The organism is Phenylobacterium sp. J367 (assembly GCF_024699985.1).
Classification (GTDB): domain Bacteria; phylum Pseudomonadota; class Alphaproteobacteria; order Caulobacterales; family Caulobacteraceae; genus Phenylobacterium.
In genome coordinates, this window is record NZ_JAJONA010000001.1 from 2,813,794 (window position 1) to 2,828,944 (window position 15,151).

Genomic DNA, 15,151 nt, shown 5'->3' on the forward strand with positions numbered 1-15,151 from the left:
AACTTTCCCGAGGCCCTGCGACGCTCGCCGACCGCGCCAGCCTGCCAAGCGGACAGCATGACCGACGCCTACCCCCGCGACCTGATCGGCTACGGCCGCGATCCGCCTCACGCCGACTGGCCCGGCGGCGCGCGGATCGCGGTTCAGATGGTGCTGAACTACGAGGAGGGCGGCGAGAACTCGGTCCTGCACGGTGACCCTGGCTCCGAGACCTTCCTCTCCGACATGATCAATCCGGCGCCCGTGGTCGGCGCCCGGCACATGAGCATGGAGCAGATCTACGAGTACGGCTCGCGGGCCGGCGTCTGGCGGCTGCTCCGCCTCTTCGACCGCTACGGCGTGCCGGTGACCGTGTTCGGCGTCGCCATGGCCATGGAGCGCAATCCGGCGGTGGTGGAGGCCTTCCTGCAGGCCGGCCACGAGATCGCCAGCCACGGCTGGCGGTGGATCAACTACCAGGACGTCCCCGAGGCCGTGGAGCGCGAGCACATGGCGCGCGCCATCGAGATCCACACGCGGCTGACCGGCGAACGGCCCCTCGGCTGGTACACCGGCCGCACCAGCCCGAACACGCGCCGGCTCTGCGCGGAGGAGGGCGGCTTCCTCTACGACGCCGACGACTACTCCGACGATCTTCCCTTCTGGACGACGCCCGCCGGCAAGCCGCACCTGATCGTGCCCTACACGCTCGAAGCCAACGACATGCGGTTCTCCGGGACCGGCCTGAACACCGGCGCGCAGTTCGAGAGCTACCTGAAGGACGCCTTCGACGTGCTCTACGCGGAGGGGGCTGAGCGGCCGAAGATGCTGTCCATAGGCCTGCACTGCCGGATCGTCGGGCGGCCGGGCAAGATGGCGGGTCTGGAGCGCTTCCTGAAGTACGCGCTCGGCCATAAGGACGTGTGGTTCTGCCGGCGCGTGGAGCTCGCCCGGCACTGGCGGGAGCGGCATCCGTATGAAGCCTAGCGACCTCACCCATGCCGAGTTCATCGCCCGGTTCGGCCCGGTCTACGAAGCCAGCCCCTGGGTCGCCGAGGGGGTGTGGCCGGCGGCCGAGGCCGGGCGGCTGGACCGGCTGTCGCTGCTGGCGGACGCCATGCGGATCGAGGTGGACGACGCGCCCCGCGAGATGAAGCTCGCCCTCATCCGCGCCCATCCGGAGCTGGCCGGACGGGCAAAGATGGCCGACGCCTCGGTCAGGGAACAGGCGGGCGCCGGCCTCGACCAGTGCACCCCCCGAAGAGTTCGACGCCTTTCAGCGCCTGAACGCCGCCTACAACGCCCGCTTCGGCTTCCCCTTCATCGTGGCCGTGAAGGGGCTGACGCGGGGCGATATCCTCGCCGCCTTCGAGGCCCGGCTGGCGAACGACCCGGACACCGAGTTCGAGGCCGCCCTGACCCAGATCCACCGCATCGCCGGCTTCCGGCTGGCCGACCTTCTCGAGGACTAGTCTCGTGTTCGACGACCTGCGCCGCCGCTACGTGGACCTCGCCCAGCCCCGCCTGGGCAGCGAGGTCGTCTTCGCCACCGACGACTTCTTCGCCGACAAGAGCCGGCTGATCTCGCCCGAGGAGCCGAAGTTCGTCCCCGGGCTCTACGACGAGAACGGCAAGTGGATGGACGGCTGGGAGAGCCGCAGGAAGCGTATCCCGGGCCATGACTGGTGCGTGATCCGGCTGGGCGTCCCCGGCGTGGTCGCGGGCTTCGAGGTCGACACCCGCCACTTCACCGGCAATTACCCGCCCGGCGCCGAGATCGAGGTCGCCCATGCCGAGGGCGACGTCCCCGAGGACGGCTGGACGAAGGTCACGCCGAGGCTGGAGCTGCTGGGCGACGACCGGATCTGGGTTCCGATCGCCCATGAGGCGCCCGTCACCCACGTACGCCTGCACATCTATCCCGACGGCGGCGTGGCGCGCCTGCGGGTCTGGGGCAAGGTGATGCCCGACTTCGCCAGGGCCGGCGACGACCTCATCGACCTGCTGGCCGTGGAGTGGGGCGGGCGCGGAATCATCGCCAACGACGAGCACTACGGGAAGGTCGGCAACCTGACCGCGCCCGGCCGGGGCGTGGACATGGGCGACGGCTGGGAGACCCGGCGGCGGCGCGAACCGGGCCACGACTGGGCGGTGCTGGAGCTGGGGACCTTCGGCCGGATCGAGGAGGTCGTCGTCGACACCGCCCACTTCAAGGGCAACTACCCCGACCGCTGCTCGATCCAGGCCAGCGCCCGGGCGCATGGCGCGCCGGAGGAGATCGCCCGGCAGGCGGAGGGCTGGCCGGTGCTGCTGCCCGAGGTGAAGCTGCAGGCCGACCACGTCCACACCTTCCGGGACGAGCTTGCGGCGCTCGGCCCGGTCCGCTTCGTGCGCCTGAACATCTATCCCGACGGCGGCGTCAGCCGGCTGAGGCTGCTGGGCAGGGTGGTGCGATAGGGGCAGGCGCCGCGCGGACTCCCGGGCCAGAGCCGGTTTAGCTACGCTCCAAAGTAAAACCACCAAGGGGGAGGTTCATGAGTAGGCAACCGCTCGCTGCGACCGCCTTCGTATTGGCGCTCGGCGCATGCGCCGCGGCCGTGGCGCAGCCGCCGGCTCAGCCGCCCGCCGACCCCGGCCCGCCGCTCAGCGGCTACCCTCGCGACGCCCTTCGGCCGCCGACGCCCGCGGAACTGAAGACCGCCACCTACGTCCGCGATGTCATCTACGGCCACCGCGACGGCATGGCGCTCACCTACGACGTCTTCAAGCCCGTGAAAGGCGCCAACGGCGCGCTGGTGGTCAACATGGTGTCGGCGGGCTGGCGATCGTCATGGGCCCCGCCGGAAGAACGCCAGGCCCGCTATCAGGCGCTGATCGACAAGGGCTTCACGGTCGTCGCGCTGTACCATTCCTCGGCGCCGCGCTTCCAGGTTCCGGACGCGGTGTCGGACGTCCGGCTCGGGATGCGCCACATCAAGCGGCACGCCGCCGACTATGGCGCCGATCCGGCGCGGATCGGCGTCTGGGGTGCGAGCGCCGGGGGCCATCTGGCGCTCGTCGCCGGCATGATGGCCGACGACGGAGACCCGGCCGCCGCCAACCCGCTGGAACGCTCCGGCAATCGCGTTGCGGCGGTCGTCGCCTACTTCCCGCCCACCGACCTGGCCGTGCTGCTGCAGGGACGGCCCAAGGGCGGCGCCATCGCGTTCGACGACAGTCTCTATCCGGCGGTCTCGCCGATCCACAGTGTGGACGCACGCGATCCGCCGACGCTGATCCTGCACGGCGACGCCGACCGGGGCGTGCCGCCCTCGCAGGGCGAGATGATGCGCGCCGCCCTCGACAAGGTCGGTGTGGAAAACGAGCTGAGGATGTTCGCCGGCGCCGACCACGACTTCTACGTCAAGGGCGACCCGGCCAAGACCGACGCCTACGCCACCGAAGCCATGAAGGCGATGGTCGGCTGGTTCGAAACGCGCCTGAAGCCATAGGCCGTCGCTGGCAGAACGTCAGGCCAGGAAGGCGCCCGCGAAAGCCAGCAGGCCGACGCCGGCGTCGAACACCACATGGCCGAGCCAGGCCAGCAGCGCCAGGCTCGCGCCTGCCACCGCCCCGCCGATCAGCAGGGCGAGGCCGTCGCGCTCGACGAGGCCGAGGCCCAGCACGGCGATGGCCAGCGACGGCAGGATGTTGCCGAACGGCACGGGCAGGAAGACGATGACCGACAGCACGAAGGCCACCACGCCCACGAGCCGCGCGAAGGGGCCGTGCGCCAGGAAGGTCAGCCGCGGGTGCAGCAGGCGCTCGATCCGCAGCAGCATCGGCACGACGCGCTCGGCCATGGCCTTCACGTCGCGGCCGCGGATGGCGCGATCCGCCAGCGCGCCCGGCAGCCACGGACGGCGCATGCCCAGCATGAACTGGGCCGAGAACAGCAGCAGCGGCAGGCCCAGCACTGCCGAGACGCCCGGCGGCATGGGCAGCACGAGCGGCGCCGCGAACACCACCATCAGGGGCCCAGCGCGCGCTCGCCGAAGCCGTCCAGCAGCTCGCGCAGCGTGATCCGGTCTCCCACCCGTGTGGCCAGGGCCTCCATCATGTCGGAGATCTTCTCACCGTCCGCCTGCGCGCCGGCGCTCCGCGCCTGGATCAGGGCGGGGGCGGCGAGATCGATGCTGTGGCACGGGCAGCTCATGACGTGGGTAGGCCGTCACGGCAGGGGCGGTTCCCGAGGTCGCCTGAAAACAATCGTTGGGGGGTGTGGGCGCCGGAGCATCAGCCTTGGCCGTAGCCGCGGGTCTTCGCGCCGCCGCGGCCGGGACGGCGGCGAACGCGAGTCTGCGGGCGAGGGCGGACGAGACGGCGATCACGGGGCCTCCGGAGCTTGAAGCGGAAGCCTAGCGCCGGCCTGCTGCCAGCCCTGTGGCAGCAGCCCGCGCGTTAACCAGAAGATTTAAGCACAGCGCTACCGCCGCCAGGCCAGGGTCTGCGCCTACACCGTTCAATATTCAAAGAAATCGGGTGGGGTGTGATGGTTAGGCTGATGGCGGCCGCCTGCGCGCTGGCGCTGGGCGCCTGTGCGACGGCGGGCGGCCGCGTGTCGATCGCCGACGGGGCGGTGGCCGGTGGGCCGGTGGGCGTGGCGACGGCGCGCAGCGGGCTGGACGGCCAGCAGCTCGACGCGGCGCTCGGCCGCTACGGCTCGTGGAACGAGCGGCTGACGCTGGAAGGCACGCCGACCTACATCTGGCGCCGTGCGGTGGTGGCCGACACCGGCGCCGCCTACTGCGAGCTGCGCGTCGAGACGGCGTTCCGCCAGACGATCAGCCGCTCCGTCTTCCAGGGCGCGCCGCAGGCCTGCCGCCTGTTCACCCCGAGCCGAGCCAGAGGCTAGGCGGCCGCGCGGGCGCCGAGCCCGCCGGCGCGGACGATGAAGTCCACGACCGTGTCGACGCCGACGAGCCGCGTCAGGTCGGTGAACACATACGGCCGTTCCCCGCGCTGGACGCGGGCGTCTCGGTCCATGACGGCCAGGTCCGCGCCGACGTGGGGCGCGAGGTCGGCCTTGTTGATGACCAGCAGGTCGGAGCGGGTGATCGCCGGCCCGCCCTTGCGGGGAATCTTTTCGCCCTGGCAGACGCTGACGACGTAGAGCGTGAGATCGGCGAGGTCCGGCGAGAAGGTGGCCGCCAGGTTATCGCCGCCGCTCTCGATGAAGATCACCTCCAGGCCGGGATGGCGCCGGCTCATCTCGGCGACGGCGGCCAGGTTCAGGCTGGCGTCCTCGCGGATGGCCGTGTGCGGACACCCCCCCGTCTCGACCCCCCAGGATGCGGTCCTCGGGCAGGGCCTGCAGCCGGTTGAGGATCAGGGCGTCCTCCTTGGTGTAGATGTCGTTGGTGATCACCGCGACGGAGTAGCGGCCGCGCATGGCCTTGCAGAGCTTCTCGGTGAGCGTCGTCTTGCCCGAGCCGACCGGGCCGCCGATGCCGACGCGCAAGGGTCCGTTGGCGCTCATGAGATGAAGAGCCTCCCGTCGAGGGTTTCGTGGCGCAACGCCATGATGTCGGAGACGACCGCGCAGGCCCCGAGGTCGTCGAGGGTGGACACGGCCGCGCGGCCCGCGGTCTCCAGGACCACCGGTTCCAGCGCCGCCAGCACCGCCACCCCGTCGGTCTGGCCCAGCGGCACGGCGCGGATCGCGACGCTGACGAGGTTGGCGGCAAAGGCGTGGAGGTAGGCCGTGAGCGCGGCGTCCAGCGGCAGGCCGGCGGCGGCGCAGGCATGGCCGGCGGCGACCGGATAGGGGACCGGCCCCTCCGGCAGGGCGGGCTCGAAGGCGCGGGCGGCGGCCAGGAAGGCCGCGCCCTGGCCGAGTGTCTCGCGCCGACGCTCGGCGGAGATGCAGTAGGCGCAGGCGAGCTCGGCGAGCTCGGCGAGTGCGGCCGGATCGCGCCAGGCGGCGGCGAACAGCACGGCGTCGGTCCAGCCGGAGCCCAGCTCGACAAGGCCCGACAGCCAGGCCGTCAGGGTGTCGGCGTCGCCAACCGCGCCCTGGCGGATCGCCGTCTCCAGGCCGTGCGAATAGCCGAACGCCCCCGTCGGGAAGGCCGGCGAGAACCAGGTCAGGAGCCGGAGCGTGGTGCTCTCAGTGGGCATGGTCGTGATAGGCGCCGCCCTCGGGATCGAACACCGCCTCCACCTCGCGGACCTCCGCGCCCTGGTGCTCCAGCATATGGGCGATGACGTGGTCGCGGCGGATCAGGATGCGGTCGGCTTCCACGGCGGCGGGGAGGTGCCGGTTGCCGATGTGCCAGGCGAGCTTCACCAGCGCCGCGGCGGAGCGCGCCCGGACCTCCAGCAGGGGCTCTGGCCGGGCCACCACCTGCACCACCCCGCCGCAGCTCAGCACCAGGCCGTCGCCGTCGCGCAGATGCTTCGCGCCCTCCAGGTCCAGCAGGTACTGCGAGCCGGACGCGCTGGTCATGACGATCCGGCGGCGATGGCGGCCGTCATAGTCCAGCACCACCTGGTCCGCGGGATGTCCGCGCCAGGCCCCGCCGGCAGCACGCTGGTGATCGGGGTCATCGGGGCCTCCATCAGAACAGGAAGTAGCGTTGGGCCATGGGCAGCACCTCGGCCGGCTCGCAGGTCAGCAGCTCGCCGTCGGCGCGCACCTCATAGGTCTCGGGATCGACCTCGATCACCGGGGTCGCCGAATTGTGGATCATCGAGGCCTTGGAGATGCCGCCCCGCACGTTGGCCACCGGCAGCAGCTCCTTCGCGAGGCCCAGCTTTTCGGACAGGCCGCGGTCCAGCGAGAGCTGCGAGACGAAAGTCACGGCGGACCGTGTCAGGGACCGTCCGTAGGCGGCGAACATCGGCCGGTAGTGCACGGGCTGCGGCGTCGGGATCGAGGCGTTCGGATCGCCCATGGGCGCGGCGGCGATGGAGCCGCCCAGGAGAACCAGGTCCGGGTTCACGCCGAAGAAGGCCGGGCTCCACAGGACGAGGTCGGCGCGCTTGCCCACCTCGACGCTGCCGATGTGGGCGGAGAGGCCGTGCGCGACGGCCGGGTTGATCGTGTACTTGGCGATGTAGCGCTTCACCCGATGGTTGTCGGCGGGGCCGTCGCCGGGCAGGGGCGCCCCTTTGCCGCTTCATCTTGTCGGCGGTCTGCCAGGTGCGGATCAGCACCTCGCCGACCCGGCCCATGGCCTGGCTGTCCGAGGAGATGATCGAGAAGGCGCCGAGGTCGTGGAGGATGTCCTCCGCCGCGATGGTCTCCCGGCGGATGCGGCTCTCGGCAAAGGCCACGTCCTCGGGGATCGACGGGTCGAGGTGGTGGCAGACCATCAGCATGTCGAGATGCTCGGCGAGCGTGTTCCTCGTGTAGGGCCGCGTCGGGTTGGTCGACGAGGGGATGACGTTCGCCAGGCCCGCGACCCGGATGATGTCCGGCGCATGGCCGCCGCCGGCCCCCTCGGTGTGGAAGGCGTGGATCGTCCGGCCCTTGAAGGCGGCGATGGTGTCCTCGACGAAGCCGCTCTCGTTCAGGGTGTCGGTGTGGATCATCACCTGGACGTCGTGGTCGTCGGCCACCGAGAGGCAGCAGTCGATGGCGGCCGGCGTGATGCCCCAGTCCTCGTGCAGCTTGAGCGCGCAGGCGCCCGCCGCCACCTGCTCCACCAGGGCTTCCGGCAGGGACGCGTTGCCCTTGCCGGCGAAGGCGAGGTTCATCGGAAAGGCCTCGGCCGCCTCGATCATCCGCTGAAGGTGCCAGGGGCCGGGCGTGCAGGTGGTGGCGTTGGTGCCGGTCGCCGGTCCCGTGCCGCCGCCCAGCATGCAGGTGACGCCGCTCATCAGCGCCTCCTCGATCTGCTGCGGGCAGATGAAGTGGATGTGGGCGTCCATGGCGCCGGCCGTCAGGATCTTGCCCTCGCCGGCGATGATCTCCGTCCCCGGTCCGATGACGATGTCGACGCCGGGCTGGACGTCGGGGTTGCCCGCCTTGCCGATGCCGGCGATGCGGCCATCCCGCAGCGCCACGTCGGCCTTCACGATCCCCCAGTGGTCGACGATCAGGGCGTTGGTGATCACCGTGTCGGCGGCGCCGGACGCGCGCGTCGCCTGGGACTGGCCCATGCCGTCGCGGATCACCTTGCCGCCGCCGAACTTCACCTCCTCGCCGTAGGTCGTGAAGTCGCGCTCCACCTCCACGAAGAGCTCGGTGTCGGCCAGCCGCACGCGGTCGCCCACCGTCGGGCCGAACATGTCGGCATAGGCCGCGCGGGTGATCCGGGCCGGCATCCTAGAGCCCGCCCATGACGGCCTGGCGGAAGCCGTAGACGGTCCGCCCGCCGGCGAAGGGGACGAGCGTCACCTCCCGCGCCTGGCCGGGCTCGAAGCGCACCGCCGTACCGGCCGCGATGTCCAGCCGCATGCCGCGCGCCGCCGCCCGGTCGAAGTCCAGCGCCGGATTGGTCTCGAAGAAGTGGTAGTGGCTGCCCACCTGCACCGGCCGGTCGCCGGTGTTGGCGACCCGCAGCGTCACGGTCTCCGCGCCGGCGTTCAGCTCGAGGTCGCCCTCGGCCGGGATGATCTCGCCCGGGATCACTTCCGCACGCGCTTCAGCGCGAGCCGCGCGACGGGGACCGCAATCAACAGGACCACCGCGGCCAGGATCGCCAGGTGGTCGGGCTCGGTCAGCAGGTGCCGCAGGGCCGCCGCGTCGGCCATCTGCTCGTGATGGCCCTCGTGGGCGACGGCGGGCAGGGACATGACCACCGCGGCCAACGCCGCGCCGGCCGGGATGAGCCTGTTCCAGGACTTGCGGTCCATGTGCGCCTCCTCAGCGGATCGGGTGGTGGACGGTCACCAGCTTGGTGCCATCGGGAAAGGTCGCCTCGACCTGGACGTCGTGGATCATCTCCGGGACGCCGGCCATGCACTGGTCGCGGCCGACCACATGGGCGCCGGCTTCCATCAGATCGGCGACGGAGCGGCCGTCGCGGGCCCCCTCGACCACGAAGTCGGTAATCAGGGCGATGGCCTCGGGATGGTTCAGCTTCACGCCGCGCGCCAGGCGGGCGCGCGCGACGATGGCCGCCATCGCGACCAGCAGCTTGTCCTTCTCGCGGGGCGTCAGGTTCATGGGCGTCAGCTCCGCCAGACGCGGGGCAGGGGCGCGCCGCCGCGCAGCGCCTCCAGCGTCGGGATCAGCGCGCGGCGCAGCGTCAGGCCGTCCGGCGCGGCGACGCGCGCCACGAGCTTGCCGTCGAATACGCTCGCGCCGCCGAGCTCGCCCAGCGCCGCGCGCGCCGGCTCCAGGAAGCGCCCGGCGTCCTCGGCGACCAGCAGCAGGGTGGCGAACGCCCGGGCGCCGGCCAGGAGCGGCGCGCGTGCTGCGGTGGCCGCCACGGCCCCCTCCAGCCGCAGGTCGTCGGCGAAGACCAGCCCGCCCGCCCGCCGGACCCGCCAGCGGTCGCGCAGCCGGCCGGCGCGGACGCTTTCGCCCATCGCCTGGCGGCCGAGGATCACCGCCTCGACCGCGAGGAAGCGCGCTCCGGCGGCAAGCGTCACGTCGATCGTGCGGGTCAGCGCGCCCCCGTCGAACAGTATGGTCTCCTGCGGCAGCCAGGCGAGCGTCGCGCCGGCCCCCCGCCGTGAGCTCGCAGCGCACCTCGGCGTCGCCGCCCGCCGAACGGTAGATCCGCTCGCAGGCCTGGGTCGTGACGGTCAGCTCGGCGCCTTCGCCCGCCTCGGCCCGCCAGGCCAGGCGGTCGCCGCCCGTCAGGCCGCCGGCGGTGTTGATCAGCACCGCCTCCAGGCCCGGCGCCTCGGCGCTGCGGGGCAGGCGGATCTTGGCGCAGCCGTCCTGGTAGAGCCGGCCCAGCCGGGTGATCCCGTCATGCCGCACGCTCACCCGTCCGGCGCCGCGGGCGCGCTGCAGAAGGCCGTCGAGCGGCTGTGGAACGGGACCCTGGAACACCGGATCACGGTGCGCCGACCGCCCGGCCAGTCCAGCGAAGGCGCGCCGCCGGGCGGCGCGCCGGGCCAGGCGCCCAGGAAATAGGCGCCTTGCCGCCCGGTCGTCGGAGCGGCTCGACCGCCCGGCGAGGAGACCCTGCAGCGGCCAGCCTCAGGTTGTGCGCGCGGAACGGCTCTCGCCGGGATTGTCAGTTGACGGGATAAACCAACCCGCTTGTCCCCCAAATGGGGGATGTGGGCGCCCCGCCCCCTCTTAACGCTTGAGTAAGGACCGGCCGCTCGTCGGCTGGAGTGGGGGAATCTCATCGGTCCGCAAGGGTTCAACAACGCGCGGATTCCGCGCGCGTGGAGGGTTTTGCCGTGGCTGCGGATTTCGGGACGAGCGGGAACGACAATCTTCCGGGGACGGTCGAAGCCGACCTGCTGGAGGGTCTGGCTGGCGCGGACACGCTTTCGGGCGGGGCTGGCGACGACACCGTCCGGGGCGGCGACGACGACGACCGCCTGCACGGCGACAGCGGCAACGATCTGCTGGACGGCGGCGCGGGCCACGACGTGGCGGCCTTCTACCTGCCCGAGGGCACGGCGGGGACCCTTCGTCTCGTCCCGGGCGACGAGACAGGCGAGTTCTTCGTCGAGCTGGTGAACGGCGGCGACGCCAGCCAGGTCTTCCGGGTCACTCTGGCCGACGGCGACGCCGTGGTGCAGGGCCTGAACCAGGGCTCCTCCTGGGGAACCGACACGGTCGTCGACGTCGAGGAGCTGCACTTCTTCGTCGCCTCGCAGGACGGCTCCGGGTCGTTCGTGGGCATCAACTTCACCCTCACCGTCCCGCAGATCGTCAACAACTTCGCCCACGTGAACGGCACGGTGGCCGCCGACGTCATCGCCATGACGGAGCTCTATCCGTCGGCCGCGGCGAGCGCCGACCTGAACGCCGACGGCGGCCACGGCGACGACGTCATGACGGGCCACGCCGGCCGCAACTACCTGATCGGCGGGGCGGGCGACGACACCATCGACGGCGGCGCGGGCACGGCCGACACGGCCGCCTTCCGCATCCCGGCCAACACCACGGGCGCCCTGCGGTTCGTCGAGGGTGTGGGCCCCGACGCGGGCTCGGTGATCGTCGAACTGGTCAACGGCGGCGTCGGCGAGGCCATCTTCAAGGTCACGGTGACCGGCCAGGGCCAGGCGACCGTCCAGGGCCTGGGCGACATGGCCTACCTGGGGACCGACACGGTCACCAACACCGAGAGCCTGCACTTCGCGGCCGATCTCCAGAACCCACCCAACGACCTCTCGAAGGGCCTGCTGCTCGTCTACCAGCCGGGCCCGGTCAGCAACGACTTCGCCTTCGTCAGCGGCTCGGCGGGCGGCGACAGCATCGACGTGGCGGCGCTCTATCCGAACGCGACCAACGTCGATGTGGGCGTCAACGGCGAGTTCGGCGCCGACACCATCTCCGGCCACGACGGCCAGGACTGGGCGCTGGACGGCGGCGCCGGCGACGACAAGCTGCTGGGCCTCGGCGGCGACGACTATCTGGTGGGCGGCGCGGGCGCCGACACCGTCGACGGCGGCGCGGGCGACGACACCGCGGCCTTCCGCCTGCCGGCCGGAACCACGGGCGCGCTGCGGGTCGTCGAAGGCGCCCAGGACGGCCAGCTCGTGGTCCAGCTCGTCCAGGGCCAGACCGTCACCGACGTCTTCCAGGTGACGCTTGGCGACAACGGCGCCGCGACCGTCACGGGGATCAACCTCGCCGAGCACCTCGGGACCGACACGGTCACCAACCTCGAGCACCTGCACTTCCTGGTCGACCAGGGCGGCGACAACGGCCCGTTCGTCTCCATCGACCGCGTCCTGGGCGTCAGCCCGACCCACGTCGGCGGCACGCCGGGGAACGACACCATCGACATCGCGACGCAGCCGGGCGTGAACCTGGCCGGCGGGGTCAACGCCAACGGCGGCTTCGGGGCCGACACCATCTCCGGACATGCGGGCCAGAACTATCTCGAGGGGGGGTTCGGGCGACGACGTCCTGGAAGGCCGCGACGGCGGCGACAACCTGCAGGGCCAGGCCGGCGACGACGCGCTGAACGGCGGCTCGGGCGACGACCGCCTGGTCGGCGGGGCGGGCGACGACACCATGGACGGCGGCGCGGGGAACAACGACCTCGCGGTCTTCGAGCTGCCCGCCGGCACGGTGGGCGCGCTGCGCGTGGTCGAAGGCGACGAGCCGCGCGAGTTCTTCGTCGAGCTGGTCGACAACAACGTCGGCGTCCCGGTCTTCCGCGTGGTGGTCAACGGCGACGCGGCGACGGTCGAGGGGCTGGGCGACTTCGAGTGGCACGGGACCGACACCGTCACCAGCGCCGACCAGCTCCAGTTCATGGTCACGCCGTTCAGCCAGAGCCAGTTCGCGACCATCAACCTGACCCCGCGCGTGAACGCTCCCCAGAACGGCTCCGCCTTCGTGGGCGGCACGCCGAACGGCGACAACATCGACCTGGCGGCCATGCAATCGGGCCTGGCCGACAACATCGCGTCCCAGGTCAACGGCCAGCAGGGCGACGACACGATCTCGGGCCGCGCCAACGCCAACACCTCGGTGAACGGCGCGGCCGGCGACGACAAGGTGACCACCTTCGCGGGCGCCGACGCCCTGACCGGCGGGGTCGGCAACGACACCCTGAGCGCGGGCGCCGGGGGCGACTATCTCTCCGGCGGCGAGGGCGACGACAGCCTGGACGGCGGCGACGGCTTCGACCGCGCCTCCTATTACAGCGCGACGGTCGGCGTGAAGGTCGACCTGAGCCAGACCGGGCCGCAGAACACCGGCCTCGGCACGGACACCCTGGTCAACATCGAGCACATCTCGGGCGGCGAGCTCTCCGACACGCTCACCGGCAACGCGGGCGACAACTGGCTCTGGGGCTCCAGCGGCGGCAACGACAGCCTGAACGGCGGCGCAGGCAACGACCTGCTGATGGTCGCGGCGGGCGACAACACCCTGACCGGCGGCGACGGCGACGACACGGCCGCGTTCACGGCGGCGACCGGGGGCGTGAAGGTCTCCCTGGCGGTTGAGGACGGCGAGAGCCAGGTCACCGGCCAGGGCGCCATGACGCTCGTCGGCATCGAGAACCTTTCGGGCTCGGTCCACACCGACACCCTGACCGGCGACGCGGGCGCCAATGTGCTTGCCGGCTACAGCGGCGACGACCGGCTCGACGGCGGCGGCGGCGGCGACATCCTGCTGGGCGACGGGGCCATCGACCTGGAAGGCAACGGCGTCGGCCCGATCACCGTCTATCCCGACGTGGCCGACGTCGGCGAGGCCGGCGGCGCCGACACCCTCACCGGCGGCGCGGGGAATGACACCCTGGCCGGCGGGACGGGGACCGACACGGCGGTCTTCTCGGGCGCGCGCAGCGACTACCTCGTCACCGCCAACGGCGACGGTTCGGTCACCGTGGCCGACCAGCGGCCCGACGCGGATGGGACGGACACGCTCTGGGACATCGAGTTCCTGACGTTCTCCGACCAGACGCTCTCGATCTCCGCGGCCACCGGCCAGCCGGCCGACCCGATCTTCGGGTCCTCCGGCGCGGACACGCTCAACGGCACGGACGACGGCGAGCTGGTTTCCGGCGGGGGAGGCAACGACGCCATCTTCGCCGCCGGCGGCGACGACAGCGTCATGGGCGGCGACGGCCACGACGGCCTGCGCGGCCAGGCGGGCAATGACACGGTCCAGGGCGAGGCGGGCGACGATCTGGTCTCAGGCGGCGACGGCGACGACATCCTGGACGGCGGCGCCGGCATCGACCGCGCCTCGTTCAGCCCGGGGGCCACGGGCGGAGTCCGTGTGGACCTCGCGATCCAGGGCGAATCCCAGAACACGCTGCAGGGTCAGGACACCCTGATCGGCGTCGAGCATGTCTCCGGCACCCGCTACAGCGACACCCTCTCCGGCAATGCCGGCGACAACTGGGTCTGGGGTGGTTCCGACGGCTCGGGGGTCACCGGCAACGACCTGATCGACGGCCGCGAGGGCAACGACCTGGTCCAGGTCGGGACCGGCGACCACACCGTTCAGGGCGGCTCCGGCGTCGACACCCTGTCCTTCGAAGGCAACGGCACGGACATCACCTCGGCCGGCGTCGCGGTCTCCCTGGCGCTCCAGGATGCGCCGCAGGACACCCGTCAGGGCCAGATGGTCGTCAGCGGGTTCGAGAACCTGTCGGGTTCGCGCTTCGCCGACACCCTGCAGGGTGACCAGTTCGCCAACATCCTGCTCGGCCATGCGGGTTCGGATTCCCTCTCCGGCGGGGCGGGGAACGACGTGCTGCGCGGCGACGCCGTCGCCCGCGTCGACACTCACGGGGCCGGCACCTCCGGTCCCCTCACCACGGCGTTGGACGGCTCTGGCGCCGACACGCTGGACGGCGGCTCCGGCGACGACATCCTGGCCGCCGGCGACGGCGACGATGACATGTCCGGCGGGTCCGGCGCCGACACCCTGTTCAGCGGCACAGGCGCCGACCACATCCGCGGCGGTGCGGGCGTCGACCGCTTCACCCTCGCGGGCGCGCGCAGCGACTACGACATCCAGCTCCAGTCGGACGGCTCGATCCACGTCCTCGACCTGCGCAGCGGAAGCCCCGAAGGCGCCGACACCGTCACCGACGTAGAGGTCTTCGCCTTCAGCGGCGGCAGTGTGGTGGTGGCCGCCGCAGATCTCTTCGACGTCGACGAGAACGTGGTCACCGGCACGTCCGCCGCCGACACCCTGGACGGCGGCTCGGGCGCCGACATGCTCGACGGCCTGCAGGGGGACGACCGCCTGCACGGCCTCGGGGGCAATGACCGGATCGACGGCGGTCCGGGCAAGGACGTGGCCGCGTTCTGGCTGCCCGAGGGCACGCCGGGGACGCTCCGCCTCGTGCCGGCGCCGGCGGCGATGCGGGCAAGTATTTCATCGAGCTGGTCGACGGCGCGACGGTCAGCCAGATCTTCCGGATCACCCCGGTCGACGGCGGCGACGCCATCGTCCAGGGGCTGAACGAGGCGGCCCACCTGGGCACGGACACGATCTCCGACGTCGAGGAGCTGCACTTCTTCGTCGCGTCGTCGAGCGGCAATGGGTCGTTCGTCGGCGTCAACCTCGCGCCAC

At 71.9% G+C, this 15,151-nt stretch carries 16 protein-coding genes and 7 pseudogenes; 9 read left to right on the plus strand and 14 right to left on the minus strand.

The annotated features are described in order from the left end of the window. Positions 1 to 57 precede the first annotated feature (57 nt). The 5 genes and pseudogenes from puuE to LRS04_RS15120 all read left to right on the plus strand — a co-directional run bounded on the left by puuE (position 58) and on the right by LRS04_RS15120 (position 3,470). Positions 58 to 966, plus strand: coding sequence for an allantoinase PuuE (gene puuE, locus LRS04_RS15105; protein WP_257817064.1), 909 nt, complete (start codon positions 58 to 60; stop codon positions 964 to 966). Continuing rightward, positions 956 to 1,153 (plus strand): annotated as a pseudogene (locus tag LRS04_RS28030) (2-oxo-4-hydroxy-4-carboxy-5-ureidoimidazoline decarboxylase); the annotation flags it as partial. The gene puuE and the pseudogene LRS04_RS28030, both read left to right, overlap by 11 nt. A gap of 109 nt (positions 1,154 to 1,262) precedes the next feature. Continuing rightward, complete coding sequence (locus LRS04_RS15110; protein ID WP_257819129.1) at positions 1,263 to 1,451, plus strand: 2-oxo-4-hydroxy-4-carboxy-5-ureidoimidazoline decarboxylase; 189 nt, start codon at positions 1,263 to 1,265, stop codon at positions 1,449 to 1,451. 4 nt (positions 1,452 to 1,455) lie between these two features. Then, positions 1,456 to 2,436: an allantoicase gene (gene alc / locus LRS04_RS15115; protein WP_257817065.1), complete on the plus strand. Its 981-nt coding sequence runs from the start codon at positions 1,456 to 1,458 to the stop codon at positions 2,434 to 2,436. A gap of 77 nt (positions 2,437 to 2,513) precedes the next feature. Continuing rightward, a complete protein-coding gene (locus LRS04_RS15120) occupies positions 2,514 to 3,470 on the plus strand; it encodes an alpha/beta hydrolase (protein ID WP_257817066.1) in 957 nt (318 codons plus the stop codon). An 18-nt stretch (positions 3,471 to 3,488) separates the two neighbouring features. Here the strand turns inward: LRS04_RS15120 and LRS04_RS15125 are convergent, their stop codons facing one another. Next, positions 3,489 to 3,989, minus strand: a complete 501-nt coding sequence (locus LRS04_RS15125) for an exopolysaccharide biosynthesis protein (protein WP_257817067.1) — start codon at positions 3,987 to 3,989, stop codon at positions 3,489 to 3,491. Next, the gene (locus LRS04_RS15130; protein WP_257817068.1) at positions 3,989 to 4,174 is read right to left on the minus strand and encodes a hypothetical protein; all 186 of its coding nucleotides are present in this window, start codon (positions 4,172 to 4,174) and stop codon (positions 3,989 to 3,991) included. The genes LRS04_RS15125 and LRS04_RS15130 overlap by 1 nt, the downstream gene beginning before the upstream one ends. A 336-nt stretch (positions 4,175 to 4,510) precedes the next feature. On the opposite strand from LRS04_RS15130, the gene LRS04_RS15135 reads away from it, so the two are divergent. After that, positions 4,511 to 4,873, plus strand: coding sequence for a hypothetical protein (locus LRS04_RS15135; RefSeq protein WP_257817069.1), 363 nt, complete (start codon positions 4,511 to 4,513; stop codon positions 4,871 to 4,873). Here the strand turns inward: LRS04_RS15135 and LRS04_RS26955 are convergent. The 12 genes and pseudogenes from LRS04_RS26955 to LRS04_RS28035 all read right to left on the minus strand — a co-directional run. Then, positions 4,870 to 5,271 (minus strand): GTP-binding protein, encoded by a 402-nt coding sequence (locus LRS04_RS26955; RefSeq protein ID WP_308238352.1) that lies wholly within the window; start codon positions 5,269 to 5,271, stop codon positions 4,870 to 4,872. The two genes, LRS04_RS15135 and LRS04_RS26955, sit on opposite strands and share 4 nt — an antisense overlap. Further along, positions 5,174 to 5,497, minus strand: a complete 324-nt coding sequence (locus LRS04_RS26960) for a GTP-binding protein (protein ID WP_308238151.1) — start codon at positions 5,495 to 5,497, stop codon at positions 5,174 to 5,176. The genes LRS04_RS26955 and LRS04_RS26960 overlap by 98 nt, the downstream gene beginning before the upstream one ends. Continuing rightward, the gene (locus LRS04_RS15145) at positions 5,494 to 6,138 is read right to left on the minus strand and encodes an urease accessory protein UreF (protein WP_257817070.1); all 645 of its coding nucleotides are present in this window, start codon (positions 6,136 to 6,138) and stop codon (positions 5,494 to 5,496) included. Before LRS04_RS15145 ends, LRS04_RS26960 begins: the two co-directional genes overlap by 4 nt. Then, positions 6,128 to 6,391, minus strand: a complete 264-nt coding sequence (locus LRS04_RS15150; protein ID WP_257819130.1) for a hypothetical protein — start codon at positions 6,389 to 6,391, stop codon at positions 6,128 to 6,130. Before LRS04_RS15150 ends, LRS04_RS15145 begins: the two co-directional genes overlap by 11 nt. Beyond that, a pseudogene (locus tag LRS04_RS15155) lies at positions 6,383 to 6,535 on the minus strand (urease accessory protein UreE); the annotation flags it as partial. The gene LRS04_RS15150 and the pseudogene LRS04_RS15155, both read right to left, overlap by 9 nt. A gap of 466 nt (positions 6,536 to 7,001) precedes the next feature. After that, positions 7,002 to 7,088: pseudogene (locus tag LRS04_RS26965) on the minus strand (amidohydrolase family protein); the annotation flags it as partial. Between the two features lie 85 nt (positions 7,089 to 7,173). After that, a pseudogene (locus LRS04_RS15160) lies at positions 7,174 to 8,289 on the minus strand (urease subunit alpha); the annotation flags it as partial. A gap of 1 nt (position 8,290) precedes the next feature. Beyond that, on the minus strand, positions 8,291 to 8,596 hold the full coding sequence (locus tag LRS04_RS15165; protein WP_308238152.1) for an urease subunit beta: 306 nt from the start codon (positions 8,594 to 8,596) through the stop codon (positions 8,291 to 8,293). Continuing rightward, entirely contained in the window at positions 8,593 to 8,820 is a 228-nt protein-coding gene (locus tag LRS04_RS15170) for a HupE/UreJ family protein (RefSeq protein WP_257817071.1), read from the minus strand. The genes LRS04_RS15165 and LRS04_RS15170 overlap by 4 nt, the downstream gene beginning before the upstream one ends. A 10-nt stretch (positions 8,821 to 8,830) precedes the next feature. Then, complete coding sequence (locus tag LRS04_RS15175) at positions 8,831 to 9,133, minus strand: urease subunit gamma (protein WP_257817072.1); 303 nt, start codon at positions 9,131 to 9,133, stop codon at positions 8,831 to 8,833. Between the two features lie 5 nt (positions 9,134 to 9,138). Next, positions 9,139 to 9,615 (minus strand): urease accessory protein UreD, encoded by a 477-nt coding sequence (locus LRS04_RS15180; RefSeq protein ID WP_308238355.1) that lies wholly within the window; start codon positions 9,613 to 9,615, stop codon positions 9,139 to 9,141. Between the two features lie 82 nt (positions 9,616 to 9,697). Next, a pseudogene (locus LRS04_RS28035) lies at positions 9,698 to 9,970 on the minus strand (urease accessory protein UreD); the annotation flags it as partial. Positions 9,971 to 10,329: 359 nt separating this feature from the next. On the opposite strand from LRS04_RS28035, the pseudogene LRS04_RS26970 reads away from it, so the two are divergent. The 3 genes and pseudogenes from LRS04_RS26970 to LRS04_RS15205 all read left to right on the plus strand — a co-directional run. Further along, positions 10,330 to 11,997: pseudogene (locus LRS04_RS26970) on the plus strand (hypothetical protein); the annotation flags it as partial. Next, positions 11,969 to 12,103 (plus strand): annotated as a pseudogene (locus LRS04_RS28040) (hypothetical protein); the annotation flags it as partial. The pseudogenes LRS04_RS26970 and LRS04_RS28040, both read left to right, overlap by 29 nt. 90 nt (positions 12,104 to 12,193) lie before the next feature. Next, entirely contained in the window at positions 12,194 to 15,040 is a 2,847-nt protein-coding gene (locus LRS04_RS15205; RefSeq protein WP_257817074.1) for a calcium-binding protein, read from the plus strand. Positions 15,041 to 15,151: the final 111 nt, after the last annotated feature.

Bases quoted from the DNA above. Each gene is read 5' to 3' on its own strand.
- LRS04_RS26960 (WP_308238151.1), bottom strand. From the start codon at position 5,497: ATGAGCGCCAACGGACCCTTGCGCGTCGGCATCGGCGGCCCGGTCGGC.
- LRS04_RS15120 (WP_257817066.1), top strand. From the start codon at position 2,514: ATGAGTAGGCAACCGCTCGCTGCGACCGCCTTCGTATTGGCGCTCGGC.
- LRS04_RS15170 (WP_257817071.1), bottom strand. From the start codon at position 8,820: ATGGACCGCAAGTCCTGGAACAGGCTCATCCCGGCCGGCGCGGCGTTG.
- puuE (WP_257817064.1), top strand. From the start codon at position 58: ATGACCGACGCCTACCCCCGCGACCTGATCGGCTACGGCCGCGATCCG.
- LRS04_RS15125 (WP_257817067.1), bottom strand. From the start codon at position 3,989: ATGGTGGTGTTCGCGGCGCCGCTCGTGCTGCCCATGCCGCCGGGCGTC.
- LRS04_RS15130 (WP_257817068.1), bottom strand. From the start codon at position 4,174: ATGAGCTGCCCGTGCCACAGCATCGATCTCGCCGCCCCCGCCCTGATC.
- LRS04_RS15135 (WP_257817069.1), top strand. From the start codon at position 4,511: ATGGTTAGGCTGATGGCGGCCGCCTGCGCGCTGGCGCTGGGCGCCTGT.
- LRS04_RS15145 (WP_257817070.1), bottom strand. From the start codon at position 6,138: ATGCCCACTGAGAGCACCACGCTCCGGCTCCTGACCTGGTTCTCGCCG.
- LRS04_RS15175 (WP_257817072.1), bottom strand. From the start codon at position 9,133: ATGAACCTGACGCCCCGCGAGAAGGACAAGCTGCTGGTCGCGATGGCG.